At 49.3% G+C, this 22,996-nt stretch carries 15 protein-coding genes; 10 read left to right on the forward strand and 5 right to left on the reverse strand.

Annotated features, from left to right (window positions below; translation table 11 throughout):
- Nucleotides 1–22: 22 nt before the first annotated feature.
- Entirely contained in the window at nucleotides 23–2,389 is a 2,367-nt protein-coding gene (locus IEV19_RS03040) for a TonB-dependent receptor plug domain-containing protein (RefSeq protein ID WP_188369225.1), read from the reverse strand.
- Between the two features lie 96 nt (nucleotides 2,390–2,485).
- On the reverse strand, nucleotides 2,486–4,534 hold the full coding sequence (locus IEV19_RS03045) for an HD family phosphohydrolase (RefSeq protein ID WP_188369226.1): 2,049 nt from the start codon (nucleotides 4,532–4,534) through the stop codon (nucleotides 2,486–2,488).
- Nucleotides 4,535–4,648: 114 nt separating this feature from the next.
- On the opposite strand from IEV19_RS03045, the gene IEV19_RS03050 reads away from it, so the two are divergent.
- Nucleotides 4,649–5,824: an acetyl-CoA C-acyltransferase gene (locus IEV19_RS03050; RefSeq protein WP_188369227.1), complete on the forward strand. Its 1,176-nt coding sequence runs from the start codon at nucleotides 4,649–4,651 to the stop codon at nucleotides 5,822–5,824.
- 6 nt (nucleotides 5,825–5,830) lie between these two features.
- Complete coding sequence (locus tag IEV19_RS03055) at nucleotides 5,831–6,598, forward strand: C40 family peptidase (RefSeq protein WP_188369228.1); 768 nt, start codon at nucleotides 5,831–5,833, stop codon at nucleotides 6,596–6,598.
- 48 nt (nucleotides 6,599–6,646) lie between these two features.
- Here IEV19_RS03055 and IEV19_RS03060 read toward each other — a convergent pair whose 3' ends face one another.
- Nucleotides 6,647–7,912: a tetratricopeptide repeat protein gene (locus tag IEV19_RS03060; RefSeq protein ID WP_188369229.1), complete on the reverse strand. Its 1,266-nt coding sequence runs from the start codon at nucleotides 7,910–7,912 to the stop codon at nucleotides 6,647–6,649.
- Nucleotides 7,913–7,942: 30 nt separating this feature from the next.
- Nucleotides 7,943–10,474, reverse strand: a complete 2,532-nt coding sequence (gene gyrA, locus IEV19_RS03065; RefSeq protein WP_188369230.1) for a DNA gyrase subunit A — start codon at nucleotides 10,472–10,474, stop codon at nucleotides 7,943–7,945.
- A 260-nt stretch (nucleotides 10,475–10,734) separates the two neighbouring features.
- Between gyrA and IEV19_RS03070 the strand changes: the two genes are divergently transcribed.
- Nucleotides 10,735–13,284 carry an ATP-dependent Clp protease ATP-binding subunit gene (locus IEV19_RS03070; RefSeq protein WP_188369231.1) on the forward strand — a complete coding sequence of 850 codons (2,550 nt, stop codon included), beginning with the start codon at nucleotides 10,735–10,737 and terminating at the stop codon, nucleotides 13,282–13,284.
- Nucleotides 13,285–13,472: 188 nt separating this feature from the next.
- The gene (locus tag IEV19_RS03075; RefSeq protein WP_188369232.1) at nucleotides 13,473–13,874 is read left to right on the forward strand and encodes an STAS/SEC14 domain-containing protein; all 402 of its coding nucleotides are present in this window, start codon (nucleotides 13,473–13,475) and stop codon (nucleotides 13,872–13,874) included.
- Nucleotide 13,875: 1 nt separating this feature from the next.
- Here IEV19_RS03075 and IEV19_RS03080 read toward each other — a convergent pair whose 3' ends face one another.
- Nucleotides 13,876–15,414 carry an NAD(P)H-hydrate dehydratase gene (locus IEV19_RS03080; RefSeq protein WP_188369233.1) on the reverse strand — a complete coding sequence of 513 codons (1,539 nt, stop codon included), beginning with the start codon at nucleotides 15,412–15,414 and terminating at the stop codon, nucleotides 13,876–13,878.
- 337 nt (nucleotides 15,415–15,751) lie between these two features.
- Here IEV19_RS03080 and thrA point away from each other — a divergent pair, with 337 nt between their 5' ends.
- From thrA to IEV19_RS03110, 6 genes are all read left to right on the forward strand, one after another.
- Complete coding sequence (gene thrA, locus IEV19_RS03085) at nucleotides 15,752–18,196, forward strand: bifunctional aspartate kinase/homoserine dehydrogenase I (RefSeq protein ID WP_188369234.1); 2,445 nt, start codon at nucleotides 15,752–15,754, stop codon at nucleotides 18,194–18,196.
- 61 nt (nucleotides 18,197–18,257) lie between these two features.
- Nucleotides 18,258–19,205, forward strand: coding sequence for a homoserine kinase (locus IEV19_RS03090; RefSeq protein ID WP_188369235.1), 948 nt, complete (start codon nucleotides 18,258–18,260; stop codon nucleotides 19,203–19,205).
- Nucleotides 19,206–19,207: 2 nt separating this feature from the next.
- On the forward strand, nucleotides 19,208–20,500 hold the full coding sequence (thrC, locus tag IEV19_RS03095) for a threonine synthase (RefSeq protein WP_188369236.1): 1,293 nt from the start codon (nucleotides 19,208–19,210) through the stop codon (nucleotides 20,498–20,500).
- Between the two features lie 98 nt (nucleotides 20,501–20,598).
- The gene (gene gcvT, locus IEV19_RS03100; RefSeq protein ID WP_188369237.1) at nucleotides 20,599–21,687 is read left to right on the forward strand and encodes a glycine cleavage system aminomethyltransferase GcvT; all 1,089 of its coding nucleotides are present in this window, start codon (nucleotides 20,599–20,601) and stop codon (nucleotides 21,685–21,687) included.
- A 27-nt stretch (nucleotides 21,688–21,714) separates the two neighbouring features.
- Nucleotides 21,715–22,542, forward strand: coding sequence for a sugar nucleotide-binding protein (locus IEV19_RS03105; protein WP_188369238.1), 828 nt, complete (start codon nucleotides 21,715–21,717; stop codon nucleotides 22,540–22,542).
- Nucleotides 22,543–22,648: 106 nt separating this feature from the next.
- Nucleotides 22,649–22,936, forward strand: a complete 288-nt coding sequence (locus tag IEV19_RS03110) for a 4a-hydroxytetrahydrobiopterin dehydratase (protein WP_188369239.1) — start codon at nucleotides 22,649–22,651, stop codon at nucleotides 22,934–22,936.
- Nucleotides 22,937–22,996: the final 60 nt, after the last annotated feature.

The following is a 22,996-nucleotide window of genomic DNA, read 5'->3' on the forward strand; positions in this document are numbered from 1 at the left end:
CAGTGGTAATAACGCAACTTTTTCAATCGATTTTATCAAAAAAGACTTCAATGCTTCCCTGCTTTCCATCCTGGGTGAAGACGGTGGCCTCCAGCCTTATCTGGTCGAGGGCAGTAGACTCAGGGACAGGTATCACTACCTCACCGTTTTTATCCGTTCGCAGTTCTGGGCCCCAGAAGATTGTGGTTATGGATGCATTGCGTTTTCTTCTGACACGAGTATCCGTCCCTAGTTCATCAAATGCAATGGATTCATGGTATCCCTGTAAAGGTGCCTGGGCATCCTTTCTTGCCAGATAGTCGAGGTCTGACCCCGATCTCGTTTTAATGGAGATCACCCCTCCGGCCGACCGGGTACCGTAAAAAGATGCCTCCCCACCCATCAGGATCTCAATTCGTTCCACATCCGTAAAGGGAACCAGGTTCATGATATCCACCAGGGTTGTACTCTGGTCGAGCAGGAAGCCATCCAAGATCCATAAGAGCGGACCTAAACGTGCTGCTCTCGGGATTGATAAGTACGGATATGGAGAGCCTAGTCCCACCACCTGTACCCCGGGAATATTGAGAAACAGCTGATCTATGGGCCTGGGTCTTTCCGGATCCTGTTCAATGGCTTTGGTAGCCATGAGAGCGAATTCCGGAATCTTGGATTTACTCAATTCCCTCGTGGCCACCACCGTTACCGATTCCAGGGAGATTGTCCTTTCTTTTTCTTCCCGGGTGGACTGGGCTGAGAGCAATTGGCCTGAGCCTGGTGAGTCGGTATTAGCCATTTTTTGCAGGCCCTTCCTCCTCCCTTCCGGGCTTGCCAACAGAGGGGTTTCATATTCAAAAGGGATCACCTTCACCAGTTTGGCCGCACTCTCATCTCCCGCCGTCCTGAAGACCAGCGTTGCATCGCCGAGGATATCCAGCCCGCTCAATGTAAACATACCGTCCTGGTCTGTCACTACCTCCTGTACCGTGACCTGGTCCCCATTCTCAATGAGGATCTGCATCTCGCTGTTTACTAAAAGTTCGTTATTCAGGTTATAGGCTTGCCCGATAAAGTCGAGCCCTTTTTGAAAATCGAACACGATCCTATCCGGGACCCGCATACGCGGAAGGATGTTTGTCAGGTTGGTATGTTTACCTGTCAGCACCCGCAGGTCTTTCAGGAAGGCTGTATTGCGTTCCTGCTCGCGTTTCTCTATGGACTCTACAGTGCTGAAACCTGCTGTTTCACTTGAATCATCTCCATTAACGCTAACAGATAATGTTGTCGATACCGGATTCTGATCCCTGTCTGTTACTCGTAATAAAATGGATTCTGATCCATCCTCATTTATCTGCTTTTGGGCATTGACACGCAATTCATTCTTTTCAATGAGTACGGGCCGGTGCGCCCAAATCTGTCCTTCTTCATCCGCGATATACAGATCCAACAGTCCATCGGGTATCTCAGCCCTTGAGATCTCAAAAGAGGCGACATTACCCCCTTCAAATTCAATGTTCTTATCCACATAAGTGACCTGGTCGTATCTCCCTTTCAGGTATACCGGCTTTTGAAGAAGAGATTCGGTCACTTCGATACGGATGAGGATTTTTTCAGGTTGAAGATTATTGACCTGCAGGCTGTATCCGTTTTCCATGACCTCCGGTAAGGGGAGTAGCCTATTATCCGGCAGCCGGATAGAATATTGTTGTCCTGCTTGAGGAGTCAGTCTGAAAGATCCTAGTTTACGGCCGTATTCTTCCACTTTTGCGACAACCTCTCCCTTTTGATTTAGTACCGGTATCCTGTTAAGCTCATGGTTGCGGGACGACACTACCACCTGCGTCATCAGTCCGTCTACAAGTTGACCACCTTCTGGTTGGATGCTAACTTCCTGCTCCGGCAGGAGGACCGGATCGTTATCTCTGCGATCTTTGATCAAAATCTCCCGGGCAGGCAAGAAATGAAGGCCGTAATTCAGCATCCAGCGGGTATAGGCTCTCAGAAAATAAATCCCTGATTCCATTTTTACAGGCACTTCTATGGACCCGGCACTACGCCCATTCGTGATCCGGTGTACCTGCTTCTTGATCAGGTTCCCACTCTGGTCCAACAGCTCTACCCTGAGTACCTCACTGGCGCTAACCCTGAATTTTTCTGGGCCTGTGAGGATATTGGCCTTGAAGAACAGTGTTTCACCTGCACGCAATTCCTCCCTGTCTGTCTGGAGTGAGACCTGCTCCTGCCAGAGCCACAGGGAATCAGCCATCATTTGAACTGCACCTGCATCAATGTAAGAACGGGAGGCAGATTTTGTCAGGTCAAAAGGACTGGAGGTGCCCTGAGCGCGTAAGCCGCTAAGCGAGGTCAGGAGAATTAAAGCAAAACTGAAGGAGAGGTGCAAGTATTTCATAATTTTGATAGTAATACTATTATTTTATAAAAGTATCACCTTTAAAATAGGATTTGATGACGGGACAGCCAAGCAATTTAGGACTTCCTTAACTCCTTACTCCGGGTACTCCACCCTCAGATGGTAGATGTTGGTCAGTTTTTGTTTGAGGACTTTTTTTACCATCTCGATCTCCTTAAAGGTGATATTGGCGTTGAGGAACTGGTTGGATTTCATCTGTCCGTTCACGATCTTTTCAACAAATTCCTCGATCACTGGGTAGGAAGGGTTTACCAGGCTCTTGGAAGCGGCCTCTACCGAGTCGGCCATCATCAGGATCGCGGTCTCCTTTGAAAACGGAATAGGCCCCGGATAGGTGAAGTCGGCTTCCTCCGCCTCCGGATTGTTTTCCAGTTCCTTTTTGTAGAAGTAGTACACCCTTGTGGTGCCGTGGTGTGTTCGGATAAAGTCGATCACCCGGTCTGGCAGATTGTTCTTCTGAGCCAGTTCTATCCCCTCGATCACATGGTTGATTATGATCTCAGCGCTTTCCTTTGGGTTGATATCGTCATGTGGATTCACATTGGTCACCTGGTTCTCCGTAAAATAGGTGGGGTTGTTCATCTTCCCGATATCGTGGTACAGGGCCCCTACCCTGGTGAGCATGGCATTGGCACCGACCGCATTGGCCGCAGCTTCGGCCAGGTTGGCAACCTGCAGGGAATGGTGGAAGGTCCCGGGTGCCTTATTCGAAAGTTCTTTGAGCAGCCTGGAATTTGTATCAGATAATTCCAGGAGAGAGACGTCCGATATCATCCCAAAGATCTTCTCGTAGATGTAAATAAGAGGCTGAGCAAAGAGAGTGATCATTCCGTTCAGGATAAAGATCCCGAAGGTATATATGTTTATGTCCTCCAGAGTCCCCTCGTGAATGATATGAAAGGCGAAATAACCCACGATGTAGATCAGGGTGATCTGCCCTACCGAAATAAAGAGGTTGGCCCTTTTGTACAATTCGGATACCGTCAGGATGGTGACGATACCGGCGATGATCTGCAGGAAGGTATATTCAAAACTGTTGGGTACCACAAAACCCAGGATAAGGACGGTCAGCACATGAACGAACAATCCGAGACGGGCATCAAAAAAAGTCTTGAGGATCAGTGGCAGGATACAAAGGGGGACCACAAAAACATAGGTCTCATCATACTTCACCACCAGGGTGGTGAGAAAGACCATCAGCAGGACGTTAAAAAAGATAAAAGTGACCTTTACGTTGTTCCGGTAAATAGCAGGCCTGTACTTCTGCAGGAAGAGGAACAGCATCATCAGCACCAGGGCTACGAGGATGGTATAACCAAAAAGGATAAAGTACTGGCTGTTCTCAGACCAGAGTTCCGACTCGTATTCTGCCTTAAGGGAATTGAGGATATTCAGGTTTTCAGCCTCCACCACTTCCCCCCGCGCGATGATTAGCTTGCCCTCATCAACGTTGCCTCTGGTCGTGGAGATCCTTGACAATTCGTCTGCCAGTTCCTTTTCCGACAACTCAGCGTCATAGGTCACGTTGGGTTTCAACGCATTGAACAATACTTCCTGGTAAAGGGGGTAAAACTGTTCTGCCCTTCTCGTATTCAGGATTCCCCTGACCACTGAATCTACCTGTGAAAGGGAATACAAGGCATCCGCTCTTATCCTGCTGGCTTCATTATTCCTGACAAGATAAAGATCATCCGGTGTGTCCCTGCCAGAGGCCTTTTGAAGTATCCCGTTCTGGTAGAGTTCTACCAGTACCTCCTCCCCTATGCGGGTGAGGCGACCTTTCTGACTATCTGATAGTTGCTCATCCTCCAGACTCTCCTGAAAATCTAAAAGGAAATTCTGACTCACCTCCTCAACTACTGCGGTATCGTAGGTGTAGTAGGGAATTTGGCGCTCTCTAATGGCCTGTTGCTCCTCAGCGATCTCAGCTTCTCCTTTCCTGATGGAAAAATCAAACGGGGCGTATAAATTCTCATATTGCCAGGGCTTCCCCTTCTGGAATTCGTACTTGAACTTCCCTCCCCTGGGAAAAAAGAAGACGATGCAACCCACCGTCACAACATACAGGATGTACTTGTAGATCAGGCCCTGATTCTTATACAGCTTATCTAATGAATCTTCCATGCGTTGCTGAGCTGGGATAAAAATAGAAAATATAATGTCAACCCTCTTCTTTTATATCCATCGGGTGATCCATTGGCGCATAATTTCTTAATTTCGCGACAGAACTGAACAACTATGAAAGAAGTCGTAATCGTATCCCTCGCACGTACTCCCATAGGGAGTTTTATGGGAGCATTATCCGGAATACCAGCACCTAAATTAGGAGCTGTCGCGATTAAAGGAGCGCTGAAAAAAATTGGTCTTTCACCTGATAAGGTGGAAGAAGTTTTGATGGGAAATGTGGTGCAGGCAGGAACAGGCCAGGCCCCTGCGCGTCAGGCGGCCATATACGCCGGCATACCCGATACTGTCCCTTGTACCACCGTGAACAAGGTATGTGCCTCCGGGATGAAGGCCATCATGCAGGGGGCCCAATCTATCGCTCTCGGAGATACCTCCATCGTCGTTGCCGGTGGAATGGAGAACATGAGTTTGATCCCGCACTACGTGCACATGCGCACCGGGCAGAAATTCGGACCGGCCACCCTGGAAGACGGAATGCAGAAAGACGGTCTGGTTGATGCCTACGATCAGAATGCCATGGGAGTCTGTGCAGACCTGTGTGCCGTGGAACACAAATTCAGCAGGGAAGACCAGGATGCCTTTGCCATACAGTCTTACCAGAGATCAGCCAGGGCATGGGCAGACGGAAAGTTCGCTGACGAAGTAGTCCCTGTAGAAGTACCACAGCGCAGGGGAGAGCCCCTGATCTTTAATGAAGATGAGGAGTTCAAGAACGTAAAAATGGAAAAAATACCCGGTTTGAGGCCAGCCTTTTCAAAGGACGGCACGGTCACCGCGGCCAATGCCTCCACTATCAATGACGGAGCGGCAGCCGTAGTACTGATGAGTGCCGAAAAGGCAGCGGAATTAAACCTCAAGCCCCTGGCTTCCATAAAAGCCTATGCAGATGCGGCTCAGGAACCTAAGTGGTTTACGACAGCCCCTGCCAAAGCCCTGCCCAAAGCGCTGGCAAAGGCAAATTTGAAAATCGAGGATATCGACTTTTTTGAGTTCAATGAGGCTTTCTCCGTAGTGGGATTAGCCAATATGAAGCTCCTCGGCCTTAATGATAAGAATGTAAACGTAAATGGAGGTGCCGTTTCCCTGGGTCACCCCCTGGGATGTTCCGGAGCCCGTATCGTGATCACCCTCCTGAGCGTGATGCAGCAGAACAATGGTAAATACGGAGCAGCAGCCATATGTAACGGAGGAGGCGGCGCCTCGGCCCTTATCCTGGAACGTAAATAAGCATACTTGCAAAAAAACACCCATCACTACGGGCTCTGTGCCCAGAGTATTATCCCGGTTCGCGCAGCGGCAAGTGCTTCCGGAGAACAGGTCACCCAGCTGCTTTACGGGGATTTGTACAAGGTGACCGACCACCGTAAGGACTGGGTTAAGGTACGGGTAACCTGGGACGGAACGGAAGGATGGATCCCTAAAAACCAGTCGTACCCCCTGGAAAAAGAAAGTTACAGGGAATTCAAAGGCACCAAGGAACCGGCCCATGCCTCAGACCTGATCGCTTTTGTCAGCTCAGGTAAAAGCCAGTTGATTCCCATACTCCTGGGTTCCGTGGTTCAATTTGCCCGCTCCATGAACCATATCTACGAGGGGGAACTGGTCAGGGGAAAGCTGGAAAAATCCAATTTACTCAACACGGCCCTTCAATACCTCGATGCCCCATATCAGTGGGGAGGAAAAACCCCTTTCGGGATCGATTGCTCGGGCCTCACCCAGATGGTCTACAAGATCAACGGGTATTCCCTGCCCAGAAACGCATCAGACCAATCGGCCCTCGGCGAAGTATTGAGCTTTGTGGAGGAAAGCAGTCCGGGCGACCTCGCTTTCTTCGACGACGAAGAGGGAAGGATCACCCATGTGGGCATCATCATGAAAGACAACCATATCATACACGCCCATGGAAGGGTACGGATAGACAGGCTCGATCAAAGCGGGATCTATGACTCTGATCAGGGGCGGTATACCCATAAGCTGAGAGTGATCAAAAAGATCCTATAAAAAAACCCGGCCTTTGAAGACCGGGTTTCTTACTTCTAAAAAGAAATCTTATTCTCCGAGGAGCTTTTTGATCCTCATGAAGTTCTCATTGTCGCCCAGCGCCCCGTAGATATTCTTGAGCTGGGTCAGGATGCCCTGGTTGTCAGGATTGTTCTTAAGAGCGTCCTCGAGTACGATGGCTCCTTCTCTGAACAATTCATCCTTTTGTTTTTTGAGCTCCTCGTAACGGGCGATGTCGGCCCTGGAATTACCCAGGCTGTTCATCTCATCGATCAGGCCGTTACCCTCGTTTACGTATGTGGTTGAGAGGTTCAGCTGGGCATTCACATATCCCGGATTGATCTCGATAGCCCTTTTGTAGGCAGTTCTGGCTTCTTCGAGGTTCCCCTGTTCCATATTGATCACCCCGATGTTGTACTGCAGGTCAGGATTGTCAGGAGCCATAGCTGAGGCCTCAGCCATCAGAGACTTGAACTTATCCTTGTCGCCCAACTTGTAATATAAGTTAGCTTCGTTCAGCACGAGATTGACGTCATCAGGGTTTTCAGCCCTGGCATCTGTGTAAGCCTGAAGAGCCTTTTCGTCCTGTCCTAACTGAGTGTAGATCAGGGCGATATTCTTGATGATCTCCGACCTTTTAGAAGGGGTCCTTTCCATCACCGGGTCTTTGTAGGTACCGGACTTTACCATGATATCCATCTGGGTCTTGTCGTTCATTTCCTCTACTTCACCCGTCTCAATGTTGGTCGCTTTATAGGACATGGTGCTCCCGTCATAATTGAGTTTTTTCAACTCCTCGTAGTATCCGAGAGCCTGCTCGTAGTGCTGTCCGTTAACAGCACTGCTGGCAGCGTAATACAGGTAGATGGTATCCCTGGGGCTCAACTGGTAAGCCATGTAGAGTTTATCTGCACCTTCCTTGTATTTCTTGTTATTGTTGTCGTCCACTGCAGCATTGATCAGGTCTGAAGTCATCCCTGCCAGCATCTGCCGGCTATCAGAGCTGTATTTCGCTTTCCCGCTGGCATCCTCGATCTCTATCACCTTCTGATAAGAAGAAATAGCTTCATCAAAGGCACTGGCCTGTCCTTTCTTGGCGAGATCTGCAAATACCTGACCTCTTACAAAATAATATTGGGCCTGGGTACGCTCATCAGCTCCACCGATCATCCCGGAAATGGATTCCAGGCTTGACTTGGCAGCTGTCGCATCTCCGTTCTTAAGGGCTTTCTCCGCATCTTTCAACTCACTCTTTTGGGAAAAAGCGAGCGTGCTAAACATCATAGCCATTAAAATGAATAGTTTCGTTCTCATTGTTTCTCTCTTTTGTTTAGTGTTTATTAATTATTGTTCTGATTCCGGTTCCTGAGTATCAAGAGCCGTGCCATCTTCTGTTTTTACTTCTATATCCCTCACATCTACTTCCTCGAGGTTATCCTCGTCCTTCATGACCTTGGCCACCGCAGCGATAGAATCGTTGTCCTTGAGGTTGATCAGTTTAACCCCCTGGGTTGCCCTTCCCATTGTCCTCAGGTCGTCCACGCTCATGCGAATCGCGATGCCCGATTTGTTGATGATCATCAGATCGTCTGAATCGGATACGTTCTTGATGGCGACCAATCCGCCTGTCTTCTCAGTAATGGAAATGGTCTTCACTCCTTTTCCGCCACGATTGGTAATTCGGTAGTCGTCTATGCTGGACCTCTTGCCATATCCGTTCTCGGAAACCACCAGGATGTCCTCTTCAAAGTTATGGACAGAGATCATTCCGATCACTTCGTCATCGTCGTCTGCCAGGGTGATACCGCGAACACCGGAGGCACTACGGCCCATAGGTCGGGTTTTGCTCTCCTCAAATCGAATGGCTTTCCCGGACTTAAGTCCCAGGAAGATCTGGCTGGTACCTGTAGTGAGCTTGGCTTCCAGCAATTCGTCACCTTCCCGCACATTGATCGCAATGATTCCATTTTGTCTCGGCCTTGAATACTGCTCCAGGGAAGTTTTTTTGACCACACCTTTTTTGGTGGCCATGATCACGTAGTGACTGTTCACGTAATCATCATCCTTAAGGTCCTGGGTACAGATAAAGGCTTTGACCTTGTCTTCGGTTTCTATGTTGATCAGGTTTTGTATCGCCCTTCCCTTGGAAGTCCTGCTTCCTTCAGGGATCTCAAAGACCCTCATCCAGAAACACTTACCGCTCTGGGTAAAGAACAGCATGTACTGGTGGTTGGTCCCTACAAAGAGGTGTTCCAAAAAGTCTTCGTTACGGGTAGCAGAAGCTTTCTGCCCTACCCCTCCCCTGTGCTGGGTCTTGTATTCAGTAAGGGGTGTTCTTTTGATATACCCGGCATGGGAAATGGTGATGACCACCTGCTCATCAGGGATCATGTCTTCTATACTCAGATCCCCTCCGGCAAAGTTGATCTCCGAACGCCTATCGTCTCCGTATTTCTCCTTTACCTCCAGGAGCTCCTCCTTGATGATCTCCATCCTTCTCTCCTTTCTGGCGAGGATATCCTTGAGATCTTCAATGGTTTTTAGGATCTCTTCGTATTCTGATCTGAGTTTATCCTGCTCAAGACCGGTGAGTTGCCTCAGTCGCATCTCCACAATGGCTCTGGCCTGAATTTCTGTCAGTTCAAAACGGTCGATCAGGTTTTGCCTTGCTGTATCTGCATCTGATGAGGCCCGGATGATGCTGATCACCTCGTCAATATTATCAGAGGCTATGATCAGACCTTCCAGGATATGTGCCCGGTCTTCGGCCTTCTTCAGGTCGTACTTCGTCCTGCGGACCACTACCTCATGCCTGTGCTCCACAAAGTAGGAGATGATCTCCTTTACATTGAGTAACTGGGGACGTCCGTTGACCAGGGCGATATTGTTCACGCTGAAGGACGACTGCAGGGCTGTGTATTTGAAAAGCGTATTAAGCACAATGTTAGGAATAGCATCCCGCTTGAGGATGTACACCACACGCATCCCTTTCCGGTCACTCTCATCCCGGATATTGCTGATCCCTTCTATCTTTTTATCATTGATCAGGTCGGCCGTCTTCTTGATCATATCGGCCTTGTTCACCTGGTACGGGATCTCCGTCACGATGATGCACTCACGCCCGTCTACTTCTTCAAAATGGGCTTTGGCCCTCATCACGATTCGCCCGCGACCGGTGTGGAATGCTTCCTTAACTCCATCGTATCCGTAGATGATCCCCCCGGTTGGAAAATCAGGGGCTTTGATGTGAGTGATCAGTTCGTCTATTTCGATCTCGGGATTATCGATAAAGGCCACGGTCCCATCCACCACCTCCGAGAGGTTATGAGGGGGCATATTGGTAGCCATCCCTACGGCGATACCGGACGCACCGTTGATCAAAAGGTTGGGTATCCTCGCAGGCAATACGGTGGGTTCCTGAAGGGAATCGTCAAAGTTGAGCTGATGGTCGACGGTCTCCTTTTCTATGTCCGTCAGCATCTCATCAGCGATCTTCCTCATCCGCGCCTCCGTATATCGCATAGCAGCCGGACTGTCACCATCGATGGAACCGAAGTTACCCTGTCCGTCTATGAGCATGTACCTCAGGCTCCACTCCTGGGCCATACGCACCATGGTATCGTATACCGAGGTATCTCCGTGCGGGTGATATTTACCTAAAACCTCCCCGACAATACGGGCAGATTTCTTATGGGCGCTGCTGGATCTCACCCCCAGTTCATGCATTCCGTAGAGCACCCTTCTGTGCACTGGTTTCAACCCATCCCTGACATCGGGGAGGGCACGTGACACAATGACCGACATTGAATAATCAATGTAGGCAGATTTCATTTCATCCTCTATGTTGATCGGGATCAATTTTTCTCCTTCTGCCATATAAAAATCCTATTGCTTATCAGTGGTTAAAACATCGGCCCAATATACACAAAATGATAGGTTAAGGCGCACAAAACATTGACTTTATTGCAGAATTTATCAACATGACAGATAGGCGTTTTCGTTGATAAAACGCCTGTTAATTATTTTGTAAATCGGGCATTTTTTCGTCATTTAGACCAACTTAATCTAATATAGGTACGGTATTTGACGTTCTTATGGTAAGTTTTACTAATTTTAAAGTGATTTAAGGAATTCCTATGGACGATAATTTTTCACCAAGAGTAAAAGACGTAATTGCGTACAGCAAGGAAGAGGCCCTGAGGCTTGGTCACGACTTCATCGGGACCGAGCATTTGATGCTGGGATTACTCCGGGATGGCAGTGGCAAGGCCATTAGTATCCTGGACGCTTTGGACGTGGACCTCGATCATCTGCGCAGAAAGGTGGAAATCCTGAGTCCCGCAAACCCCAATCCCGGGAACACACAAAAAGACAAGAAGAACCTGCATCTCACCAGGCAGGCAGAGCGCGCTTTGAAGACTACCTTCCTGGAGGCAAAACTGTTCCAGAGTTCTTCCATCAATACAGCACACCTCCTCCTCTGCATCCTGAGGAATGAAAATGATCCCACCACCAAATTACTGCACAAGCTCAAAGTGGATTATGACGGGGTGAAAGAACAATTCAAGTCTATGATCACCAGCGAGGACGATTATATAGATTCCCCCACCTCCGAATCCTTCCCCAGTGACTCAGACGAGCCCTCTGAAGGAAAGGAAGCCTCTTATGGAGGTACTTCTGCCCAGAAAGGAAGCAAGAAATCCAAGACCCCGGTCCTGGATAATTTTGGGAGGGATCTCACCCGCCTGGCGGAAGAGAACAAACTCGACCCGGTTGTAGGACGCGAAAAGGAGATCGAACGCGTCTCCCAGATCCTGAGCCGTAGAAAAAAGAACAATCCCCTCCTTATCGGTGAACCCGGTGTAGGAAAGAGTGCCATAGCGGAAGGTCTTGCCCTTCGTATTATCAACAAAAAGGTATCCCGTATCCTTTATAACAAAAGGGTCGTGACCCTCGACCTGGCATCTCTGGTTGCCGGCACCAAATACCGCGGTCAGTTCGAAGAGAGGATGAAGGCCGTGATGAACGAGCTGGAAAAAAATGACGACGTGATCCTGTTCATTGACGAGATCCATACCATCGTCGGAGCCGGAGGAGCCACAGGCAGCCTGGACGCTTCCAACATGTTTAAACCGGCCCTGGCAAGAGGAGAGATCCAGTGTATTGGAGCGACCACCCTTGACGAGTACCGCCAGTATATAGAGAAGGACGGAGCCCTCGAGCGAAGGTTTCAGAAGGTAATGGTTGAACCTACCACGGTAGAGGAGACCATAGAGATCCTCAGGAATATCAAAGGGAAATACGAGGACCACCATAATGTCCACTATACGGACGATGCCATCCTGGCATGTGTAAAGCTCACAAACCGGTATATGACAGACCGATTCCTGCCGGACAAGGCTATTGACGCCCTTGACGAAGCAGGCTCCCGTGTTCACATCGTGAATATGGATGTGCCCAAGCAGATACTCGAACTCGAAAAGCAGCTAGAGGACGTGAGGGAACTCAAGAATACCGTGGTAAAAAAGCAGCGGTACGAAGAAGCAGCCAAGTTGAGAGACGATGAAAAACGCCTCGAAAAAGAACTGGCCGTAGCCCAGGAAAAATGGGAGGAGGACAGCAAGCTGCACAGGGAGACCGTCACCGAGGACAACGTGGCAGACGTGGTATCCATGATGAGTGGCATACCTGTGAATAAGATCGCACAGACCGAAAGCAATAAACTGGCCGAATTGCCCGCCCTGATAAAAGGGAACGTGATCGGACAGGACGAGGCCGTAGCCAAGGTGGCCAAGGCCATACAGAGGAACAGGGCCGGACTCAAGGACCCCAACAAACCTATTGGCTCCTTTATCTTCCTCGGACAAACCGGGGTTGGTAAGACCCAGCTGGCGAAAGTTCTGGCCAAGGAACTCTTCGATTCCGAAGACGCCCTTATACGTATAGACATGAGCGAGTACATGGAGAAATTTGCCATCTCCAGACTTGTGGGAGCCCCTCCGGGGTATGTGGGTTACGAAGAAGGGGGACAGCTCACTGAGAAAGTGAGGCGCAAACCCTATTCTGTCATCCTCCTCGACGAGGTGGAGAAAGCTCACCCCGATGTCTTTAACATGTTGCTACAGGTGCTGGATGACGGATATCTGACAGACAGCCTGGGGAGGAAGATCGACTTCAGGAACACCATCATTATCATGACTTCCAATATCGGAGCCCGCCAGCTGAAGGACTTCGGACAAGGCGTTGGTTTTGGTACGGCGGCCAAGAAATCCCAGGAAGACTCACATCAGAAAAGCGTGATCGAGAATGCCTTGAAAAAGGCTTTTGCACCGGAATTCCTAAACAGGATAGACGATGTGATCGTCTTCAATCCCCTGGAAAGGGAGCATATCCACCAGATCATCGATATTGAGCTCGCCAAACTGTACAGCAGGATCAAGGACATCGGCTATGACCTGAATCTTTCGAATAAGGCAAAAGACTATATCGCAGATAAAGGATTTGACAAACAATACGGCGCAAGGCCACTGAAAAGGGCTATCCAGAAATATATAGAGGATGCACTTGCCGAGGAGATCGTCAATTCCAAGCTGGAGGAAGGCGACAGCATCTTCATGGACTACGATGGAAAATCGGAATTACTGTCCATTAAGATCAAAAAGGCTAAGAAGTCTTCCGAGGCTTAGATTGTAGGAAATAATTCTATTGAGGGTGTCATTAAACTGACACCCTTTTTTTTGCCGTTTAATCTCATTCCTGCCCATGGGGAGCACATCATGTCGATTAAACGATTTTTACGCCTTTAATCTAATATTTTTCAATCCCGATGGCCTTCCGAATACTTTCGTATTGAACACTACAAAACTACATGGGGATGAAAGTAAGGCCGATAAAAACACCGGTTGTCGTAAAGGAGTATGTGCTGGATATAGGAACCGTGCAGGTCTTCGATGACTATATGGTGGCCGTTTACAACGAGGGAGTCACTGTGACTCTGGAAAGGGCTTACCAATTGATCGGGATCTCCGAGATCCATTACAGGGACAGGCCCTTTGGTTTTATCAGCTACCGAAAGAATTCTTACGCTATAGACCCAACGATTTACAACTATGTTCGGGAGTTGCCAAATTTAAAGGCATATGCTATTGTCTCTGTGAAAGAAATGCACATGCACAATTTCACCATAGAGAAGATGTTCTACAAAAAGCCGATGAAATTCTTTATCGACTACAACAATGCCCTCACCTGGGTCAAAAGACGGGTAGCCAAAAATTAAGTTACTCCCCTTCCTCTTCGTTACTTTGGGTTGAATCTTCCAGGTAGAATTCCCGGAAGGCTGTTCCAAGTTGTATTATAATATCCCCCGCTGTAAGGGATTCCATACTTTGTGCTTGCAGGCATAGGTCTCCTGCCCTGCCATGTACATACACCCCCATAAGTGCGGCCTCCAGGGGGGTGTATCCCTGGGCGAGCAGTCCGGTGATCACCCCCGTAAGGACATCCCCGCTACCGGCAGTGGCCATCCCCGGGTTCCCCGAGGTATTCACATAGCCTTTTTCTTTATCGAGTACTATGGTATGCGCTCCCTTAATGACAAGGATGCAGCCTACCTTCTTCACGAATTCCCTGGCCATCTCCAGTTTTTCGAATTCGTTTTTCCAGGAACCGATCAGACGTTCCAGTTCGCCGGGATGAGGGGTCAGCACGGAGAGTGGGGGCAGAAGTTTCAACATGGCCTTTTCTTTAGCCAGCATATTCAGTCCATCAGCGTCAACTACTACAGGGGATGACCATCCCTCCAGGAAGGACCTGAATGCTGCTAAGGAAGGTTTGGAAGTGCCCATACCCATCCCGATACCGACAACTGTTGGTTGAAAGGGAATTTTTATTTCCCTGATCTCCTTTTCTTCTCCATCGGTCAGAACCATCACTTCCGGGATACTGGATTGCAAGGGGTTCAGCCCACAGCCCGGCACATAGGCCGTAACGAGTCCGCTCCCACTTCTTAGGCAGGCCTCTGCTGCAAGTTTTATTGCACCAATTTTACCATGAGACCCACCAGCAATTACGGCATGACCAAAAGTACCTTTATGAGAAAATTTACTCCTGAATCGATAGAGAGGTCTGATCTCGTGGTAACCTATCAATTCATAATCCGTATCCAGGGAATTTATAAAGGCCTCATCCAGACCGATATCCAGGGCCACCCACTGTTCACAAAAACTTCCTGTGGATGGCAGGAAAAAGACCAGTTTCGGGTGTTGAAAGGTCAGGACGTAGTTGGCGTGAATAACCCGGCCCAGATCAGAAGGTTTGTCGAGGAACATCCCGGAGGGTATGTCTATGGAAACCAACAGGTTCTTGCCAGAGTTCAAGTCTTGCATGAGTCGGCCCACCCATGGACTTGGCTCCCTGTTCAACCCTGTTCCGAAGATAGCATCCACTACTATATCACCGTCTTGTATGTCGGGCATGGGACTTTTCTCCTTTAAAATTTCAGGCCATACCTTTTGCTCCTTGAGCCTGTCAAAATTGATCAGGAAATCCTGCGACCTTTTGTCGCTATAGTTCACGACGTACACTTGAATTTTATACCCGTGTTCCAGCAGATGCCTTGCTACGACCAGTCCGTCTCCCCCATTATTGCCGATCCCGCAGAATATGTGCAAGGTGACGGGAGAACCATTCAATTGCTGGTGCAACCAATTGAAAATGGTGATCCCGGCCCTTTCCATAAGCTCTTCACTCCGGAGGTTCTGGCTTTGTATGGTATAGGCATCAGCAGCCCTGATCTGTTCCGCGGATAGTATTTTCATTTCATTAGGTTCGGATATGATACGTCACACCTCTAGGGATCATCAGCAGGATCCTGATAGAAAGTTCACACTTTTTCCCGGTGTCTGTATGAAATCCGCAAAAAAGCTCGAGATTCTCCTGCATGTCCTCAAAAATCCATTGATTTGTTTGGGCGGCTAGGTAAAAATACTACATTTGAACCGTATGAGATCGAATCCCTTTTCATTCTTGCCAATCCACTGGGTGGTAACCTTGTACCCTTTTCAAAAGGTGGTGACCACCATCACCCCATGGGGGTAGTCTCACATCATTCTCAGCAGTCCCATTTCTCTTTAGTTTCCTTAATTCCTTATTACGATGAAAGTTTTAAAATTTGGTGGTACTTCCGTGGCCTCTGCCGACGTGATCAAGCAGGTCAGGGACATTTTGAATCACACAGATACAGACAGGGTAGCCGTGGTAGTCTCTGCCCTGGGGGGGATCACTGACCACCTGCTCGATACTATGGATATCGCTTCCCGCCAGGATGCCGCATATCGAAAATCACTCAAGGGCATAGAGAACAGGCATTTGGAAGTGGTCAGGGAGCTGATGCCGATGAAATCCCAAAGCGGTGTGCTCAGCAAGGTAAAAAGCGAACTCAATGTGCTGGAGACCCTTCTGGATGGCGTATTTTACATTGGTGAGATAACTCCCCGGTTATCAGACAGGATCGTCAGCTTTGGAGAGTTGTTGTCTGCCTTTATCATCAGCGAGTATTTTAAGTCGAGCGGGTTAAACGCCGTATTTAAAGACTCCCGGGAACTCCTTCTCACCGACCAAAGCCATGGGAAGGCCGCAGTTGATTTTAAGGAATCCAACAAACGAATTCGGGAGTACTTTGAGCAGGAGAAGGCAGCCGTAGTGGTACTTCCAGGTTTTATCGCTTCCTCCGAGGACGGCAATGTAACAACCCTGGGAAGAGGGGGATCAGATTTCACAGCCTCAATCCTGGCCGCAGCTGTGGAAGCGGAGGAATTACAGATATGGACCGATGTGAGTGGGATGTATACCGCGAATCCCAGGATCGTGAAACAGGCCAAGCCCATCGCCCATATATCATATGAAGAGGCCATGGAACTATCGCATTTTGGCGCCAAGGTGCTCTATCCGCCCACGGTGCAGCCCGTCCTGGCGAAAGGCCTCCCCATTCTGATCAAGAACACTTTCGATCCCGCTGCCACCGGAACGCTGATCACGAAAAAGTCACCGGAAGAAGGGAGGACAGTCAGGGGGATCAGTTACATCCCGGGGATTTCCCTCCTCTCCCTGGAAGGTCCGGGCATGATCGGTATCCCCGGTATCTCCAAGCGTTTATTTGAGGTACTTTCCGCAGCCAGTATCAGTGTGGTCCTTATCACCCAGGCTTCTTCGGAGCACTCTATCTGCATCGGTATTGCCGATGAGGACGCCTCAAAAGCGATCAGGGAGATCGACAAGGCTTTCAGTTACGAACGGTCTCAGGGAAAGATCAAACCCGTAATCCACGAAAAAGACCTGGCCATCATCGCCCTGGTAGGGGATCAGATGAAGAACCACCAGGGGCTGAGTGGCAGGATGTTCAGCACCCTGGGGAAAAACAACGTAAACATCAGGGCCATTGCCCAGGGGGCTTCTGAGAGAAATATCTCGGCTGTGATCCGAAAGGAAGACGTGAAGAAGGCTCTGAACACCCTCCACGAGACATTCTTCGAGGAGAACATCAAACAGTTAAACCTTTTTGTGCTCGGGACGGGGAATGTAGGAGCGAAACTACTGGAGCAACTCAGGAAACAAAAGAAGTACCTGAAGGACCATCTGAGGCTCAATGTCAGGGTGCTCGGGATCTCCAACTCCCGAAAGATGTACTTCGATGAGCAGGGCATTCCGCTTCAACAGTGGCCAGATCTCCTGCAAACAGGTGCGAAAGCAGACCCCAAGGAATTCTTCAAGACCATTCAGCATATCAATGCCCGCAACAGCATCCTGGTCGACAACACGGCCAGCGAGAAGGTGGCTGAGCGCTATCCCCAGTATCTAAGGGAAAGTATTTCTGTCGTCACCTGCAACAAGATCGCGTGTTCCTCGGCTTTCAGCAATTACAAACAGCTGAAGGGCCTAGCCTCAAAGTACAGGGCACCTTTCTTATTTGAGACCAATGTGGGGGCGGGGCTGCCGATCATAGACACCCTGAAAAATCTGATAGCCTCCGGGGATGAGGTCAGGGAGATCAAGGCAGTGCTTTCAGGCAGTCTTAATTTTGTCTTCGACCATTTCAATGAGGACACCACCTTTCACGACGTGGTGAAACAGGCCCAGGAAGAAGGATATACTGAACCTGATCCTAAGATCGATCTCAGCGGGATCGACGTGATGAGAAAGATCCTGATCCTGGCCAGGGAAAGCGGATTCCAACTGGAACTCTCCAAGATCGAAAACCGGTCCTTTCTTCCGGAGGAAGCTTTGAAAACCAAGGATAACGACAGTTTTTTCGCCGCTCTGAAGAAACACGAGCCCGGTTTCCAAAAACTGGTAAAGGCAGCCAAGGCAAAAAAGTGCAAATTAAAATTTGTGGCATCCCTCAAGGACGGTAAAGCCAGTGTGGGACTGGAGCACATCCCCGCAGGGCATGATTTCTATTCCCTGGCGGGCAGTGACAATATCGTCCTTTTCTATACGAAGAGGTATCCTAAACAACCGCTGATCATTAAAGGCGCAGGTGCCGGGGCCGATGTCACAGCATCGGGTATCTTTGCCGATATCATCAGAGTTGGGACGTATTAACCGCACTCACGGTGTTTAAACAAAGATTTTGTAGTAGTTTCGAACCAGGTATTCGCAATTCATGATACAAAACGAGATCAAAGTATTCTGTCCAGCCACCATCGCCAATATATCCTGTGGCTTTGATGTCCTCGGCCTTGCCCTGGGATCGGTTGGGGACGAAATGGTGATCAGAAAAACGGAATTACCCGGTATTGTGATCACCCGGATCACAGGACAGGATCTCCCTTTGGAAGCCCAAAAAAACGTCGCCGGTGTGGCCGGGTTGGCCATGCTGGAATCCCTGAACTATCAGGGTGGTTTTGAGCTTGAGATCCATAAAAAGATCAAAGCCGGTAGTGGGATCGGGAGCAGTGCGGCAAGTGCCTCCGGCGTGGTATGGGGCATCAATCAGCTCCTCGGCGAACCGTGCACGGAAGAACAACTGGTCCGCTTCGCCATGGAAGGCGAGAAACTGGCCAGCGGTACACCCCATGCAGACAATGTGGCCCCAGCCATCTACGGGGGTATCACCCTCGTGCGGAGTTCTGACCCCCTGGATGTGGTCCGAATCCACTGCCCCTCCGAGCTCTACGCTTCCGTCGTGCATCCCCACATAGAGATCAAGACGGCAGATTCCCGCAAGATCCTGAGGACGAGTATTTCCCTGGCCGACGGGATCAGGCAGTGGGGTAACCTCGGTGCCCTCATCGCCGGTTTCTACAAAGAAGATTACGCCCTGATCAGCAGATCCCTGGAAGACCACATCATTGAACCCATCCGATCTATCCTTATCCCGGGCTTCGACGAGATCAAGCAACAGGCCCTGGCTGCAGGTGCCCTGGGATGCGGCATATCGGGATCGGGGCCGTCCATTTTTTCCCTCAGCAAAGGTGAGGAAACCGCCCAAAATGCAGCCCGTGCCATGAGTGATGTGCTCAGTAAACTCGACCTCGAGCATGATGCCTACGTTTCCGGCATCAATACCGAAGGAATAAAACTCATCACTGGTAAAGGAGTAAGCCCCTGAAGATGAAGTACTACAGTCTCAACAGAAGGTCACCCTCGGTCTCTTACAGGGAAGCGGTCATTCGCGGGATTGCTCCGGACGGCGGACTTTACTTCCCGGAAGAGATCCCAAAGTTTAAAAAGGGATTCATCGATGAGATCAGGAATCTCTCACCTGTGGAAATCGGGATGGAGGCCATGAAACCTTTTGTCCAAGAGGAAATACCTCCTGATGTCCTCGAAGAGATCTTAGACAAAGTACTGGATTTCAAATTTCCCCTGGTTTCTTTGGATAAAGGAATCTCCTCCCTGGAGCTTTTCCACGGCCCGACCATGGCCTTTAAGGATGTAGGCGCCCGTTTTATGGCACTCAGCCTGGGATATTTTTTCAGGAACACCGATCAGGAAGTAACCGTACTCGTAGCTACTTCAGGGGATACGGGCGGGGCCGTCGCTAAAGGATTCCTCGGTGTACCCGGGGTGAATGTGGTTATCCTCTACCCGGACAAAAAAGTAAGCGACATTCAGGAGCGGCAGCTCACCACCCTGGGCCAGAATATAAAGGCCTTAAGGGTCAAAGGTACTTTCGACGATTGCCAGCGCATGGTAAAAAAAGCCTTCGTCGATGAGGCCCTCTCTAAATCCGTACAGCTTACCTCGGCCAACTCTATCAACGTGGCACGCTGGCTGCCACAAATGCTGTATTACCTGATAGCCTACAAGCAGAGAACCGAAACAGATAAAAATCTGGTCTTTTCCGTGCCCAGTGGTAATTTCGGTAATATATGTGCAGGGATGATGGCCCAGCAGATGGGGTTGCCGGTCGGCCATTTCATTGCCTCAACCAATGTAAACGACACTGTTCCCAGATTCATGCAGACATCTCAGTATGAACCCCACCCCTCTACTGCCACTATCTCTAATGCGATGGATGTGGGAGATCCGAGCAATTTTGTCAGGATACTGGAATTATACGACAACGACTTTTCACGCCTGGAGCAAAATCTGAGTTCCTATTCTTTTACCGACTCTGAAACCAAGTCGGCAATGACCCGTCTATTTAAGCAATACGATTATGTGGCAGACCCTCACGGAGCTGTGGGATATCTGGGGCTGAAAAAATATATGGAGACACATCCGGAAACTGATGGAGTCTTTTTGGAAACAGCGCATCCCGTAAAATTCCTGGATGTGGTACGGTCTACTCTGCACATAGAAATCCCTCTTCCCAGGCAGATCCGTGAAGTGATGGATCGCGAAAAGGTTTCTGTTCCTCTGCAGACCTATGATGAGCTCAGGGACTTCCTGATGTCGTGAACCTTCTCCCCTTTCAAAAAAATGGTTAAAACTTTTACGCCGGAAAGTGGTCAAGACTAATTTTCAATACCTTTGCGCCACATTGAAAAAAGCGCATCATGAAGACCATCACGCTGAATGAACTCCATGTTTCCCTGGGGGCAAAAATGGTCCCTTTTGCAGGTTATTCCATGCCTGTTTCCTACGAGGGGGTTACTGTAGAACACGAGACCGTCCGCAAGGGAGTCGGGGTCTTTGACGTATCCCATATGGGGGAATTCCTGATTGAAGGACCCAATGCTCTCGAGCTGGTACAGAAGGTCACTTCCAATGACGCTTCCAAACTTGAAGTCGGAATGGCTCAATACAGCTGTATGCCCAATGAGACGGGAGGGATCGTGGACGACCTGATCGTCTACCGGGTCAAAGAGGAAACATATCTCCTGGTGGTCAATGCATCGAACATAGAGAAAGACTGGGAACACATTGCAAAGTACAATGTGGAGATCGGGGCGGTGATAAAGAATATCTCAGACAACTATTCCCTTCTCGCCATTCAGGGACCCAAGGCCGTGGAAGCCATGCAATCATTGACCTCCGTCGACCTTTTATCGATCAAGTTCTACACCTTCGTGGTGGCCGATTTTGCAGGCATCCCTCACGTGATCATTTCCGCAACGGGATACACAGGGTCCGGGGGCTTTGAGATCTATTGCAAGAACGAAGAAGTGGAACAGGTCTGGAAAAAGGTACTGGATGCGGGGAAAGAATACGGTATAAAGCCTATCGGGCTGGCCGCCAGGGACACGCTGCGCCTTGAAATGGGGTATTGCCTCTACGGCAACGATATTGATGAGAGTACGTCTCCGCTGGAAGCCGGACTCGGATGGATCACCAAGTTCGCCAAAGAGGATTTTGTCAATAAGGAAGGCCTCGAACAACAGAAAAAAGAAGGCATCAAAAGGAAGCTGGTGGCTTTTGAATTAAAGGATCGGGGGATCCCGAGACAGGGGTACCCTATCCTCGATTCGGCCGGTAATGAGATCGGGCAGGTGACCTCCGGTACGATGTCCCCTTCTCTGGGAAAAGGAATAGGTCTTGGGTATGTACCCATCGAACATGCTTCAGCCGGTTCCGAGATCAGGATCCAGATCCGGAAAAATGCCATGGAGGCCTCAATCGTAAAACTACCCTTCTACAAGGGCTGAGAGGATAGAGGGAAGCAGGAAGGAACGGTGCAAGTAGATTCAAAGAAAATACTGATCTTAGGTGCGAGCGGGTTCATTGGGAATGCGCTGTACAAGGAACTGTGTAATTACTACGATACCTATGGCACCTATTTCTCTTCCAGAAATGGCTTTGCCTCCAACAAGCAATTCTTCCAGTACGATATGCAGGAAGACGATGTGTATCAGCTTCTTGAAAGGATTCGCCCCAATATTGTGATCTCAGCGCTTCGCGGGGATTTCCCAGCTCAGGTACAGGCTCATGAACACCTGGTGGAATACGTGGCAAAACACCCCTGCCGACTGTACTTTCTCTCCTCGGCAAACGTTTTTGACGCCTATAGTAAATTCCCTTCCTACGAATATGACAAGACCCTTTCCGAAAGCATTTACGGAAGGTTGAAGATCAAGATCGAGAATATGTTGCTAAGGCTTCCAAAAAAGAAAGCGTGCATCCTGAGGCTGCCGATGGTCTTTGGAAACGCCTCCCCCCGCATACGGGAAATCAAACAGGCTATCTGGAACAATGAACCCATTGAGGTCTTCCCCAACCTGATCATCAACGTGACGGATGACAACAAGCTCAGCCAGCAGGTCCACTATCTGGTCAACCGGAATAAAACCGGGATCTTTCACCTGGGCAGTTCTGACCTCGTACACCACGAGGATTTCCTCAGGGATATCATAGATCGGGTAGGGAGTTTCAACCCAATCTTCAAACGTGTCTTTACCACGAATGAAGAACGCTATCTGGCAGTGCTGCCCAAAGACAATCTCCTCCCTAAAAACCTCCGCTTTACTTGCCAGGAGATCATCGACCATCACGTCATGGGATAATGAACATCCTGTGAACCGTTCCCTTTAAAGGTTTTTACTCGTATCTTAGAGGTGATCCCTCTTTCGGCAAGAGAGGCGATTTGTCGAATAAAATAAAATCAAAACCATGGAAAAACTACAGCCCGCTGACATCGAAAAAAGACTGCAGTCATTGGATGGATGGGAATTCAACGACAACGCAATCGAAACCTCTTTAGAATTTAAGAACTTCAAGGAGGCCTTCACGGTCATGACGCGCATCGCCTTTGAATGCGAGGCACAGAATCATCACCCGGACTGGAGCAATGTGTATAATTCCCTCCAAATCCGCCTGAACACACATGATGCAGGAGGGGTAACAGAGAAGGATTTTACCCTGGCAAAAGCCATTGAGAACATCATCGAGAGCGAGTGATTACAGAGATCTCACCCCCTTGAGATAGCTAAAATAATCATTACATTTGCCCCGGTTTTT

The organism is Muriicola marianensis (genome assembly GCF_014638095.1).
Classification (GTDB): Bacteria; Bacteroidota; Bacteroidia; order Flavobacteriales; family Flavobacteriaceae; genus Muriicola; species Muriicola marianensis.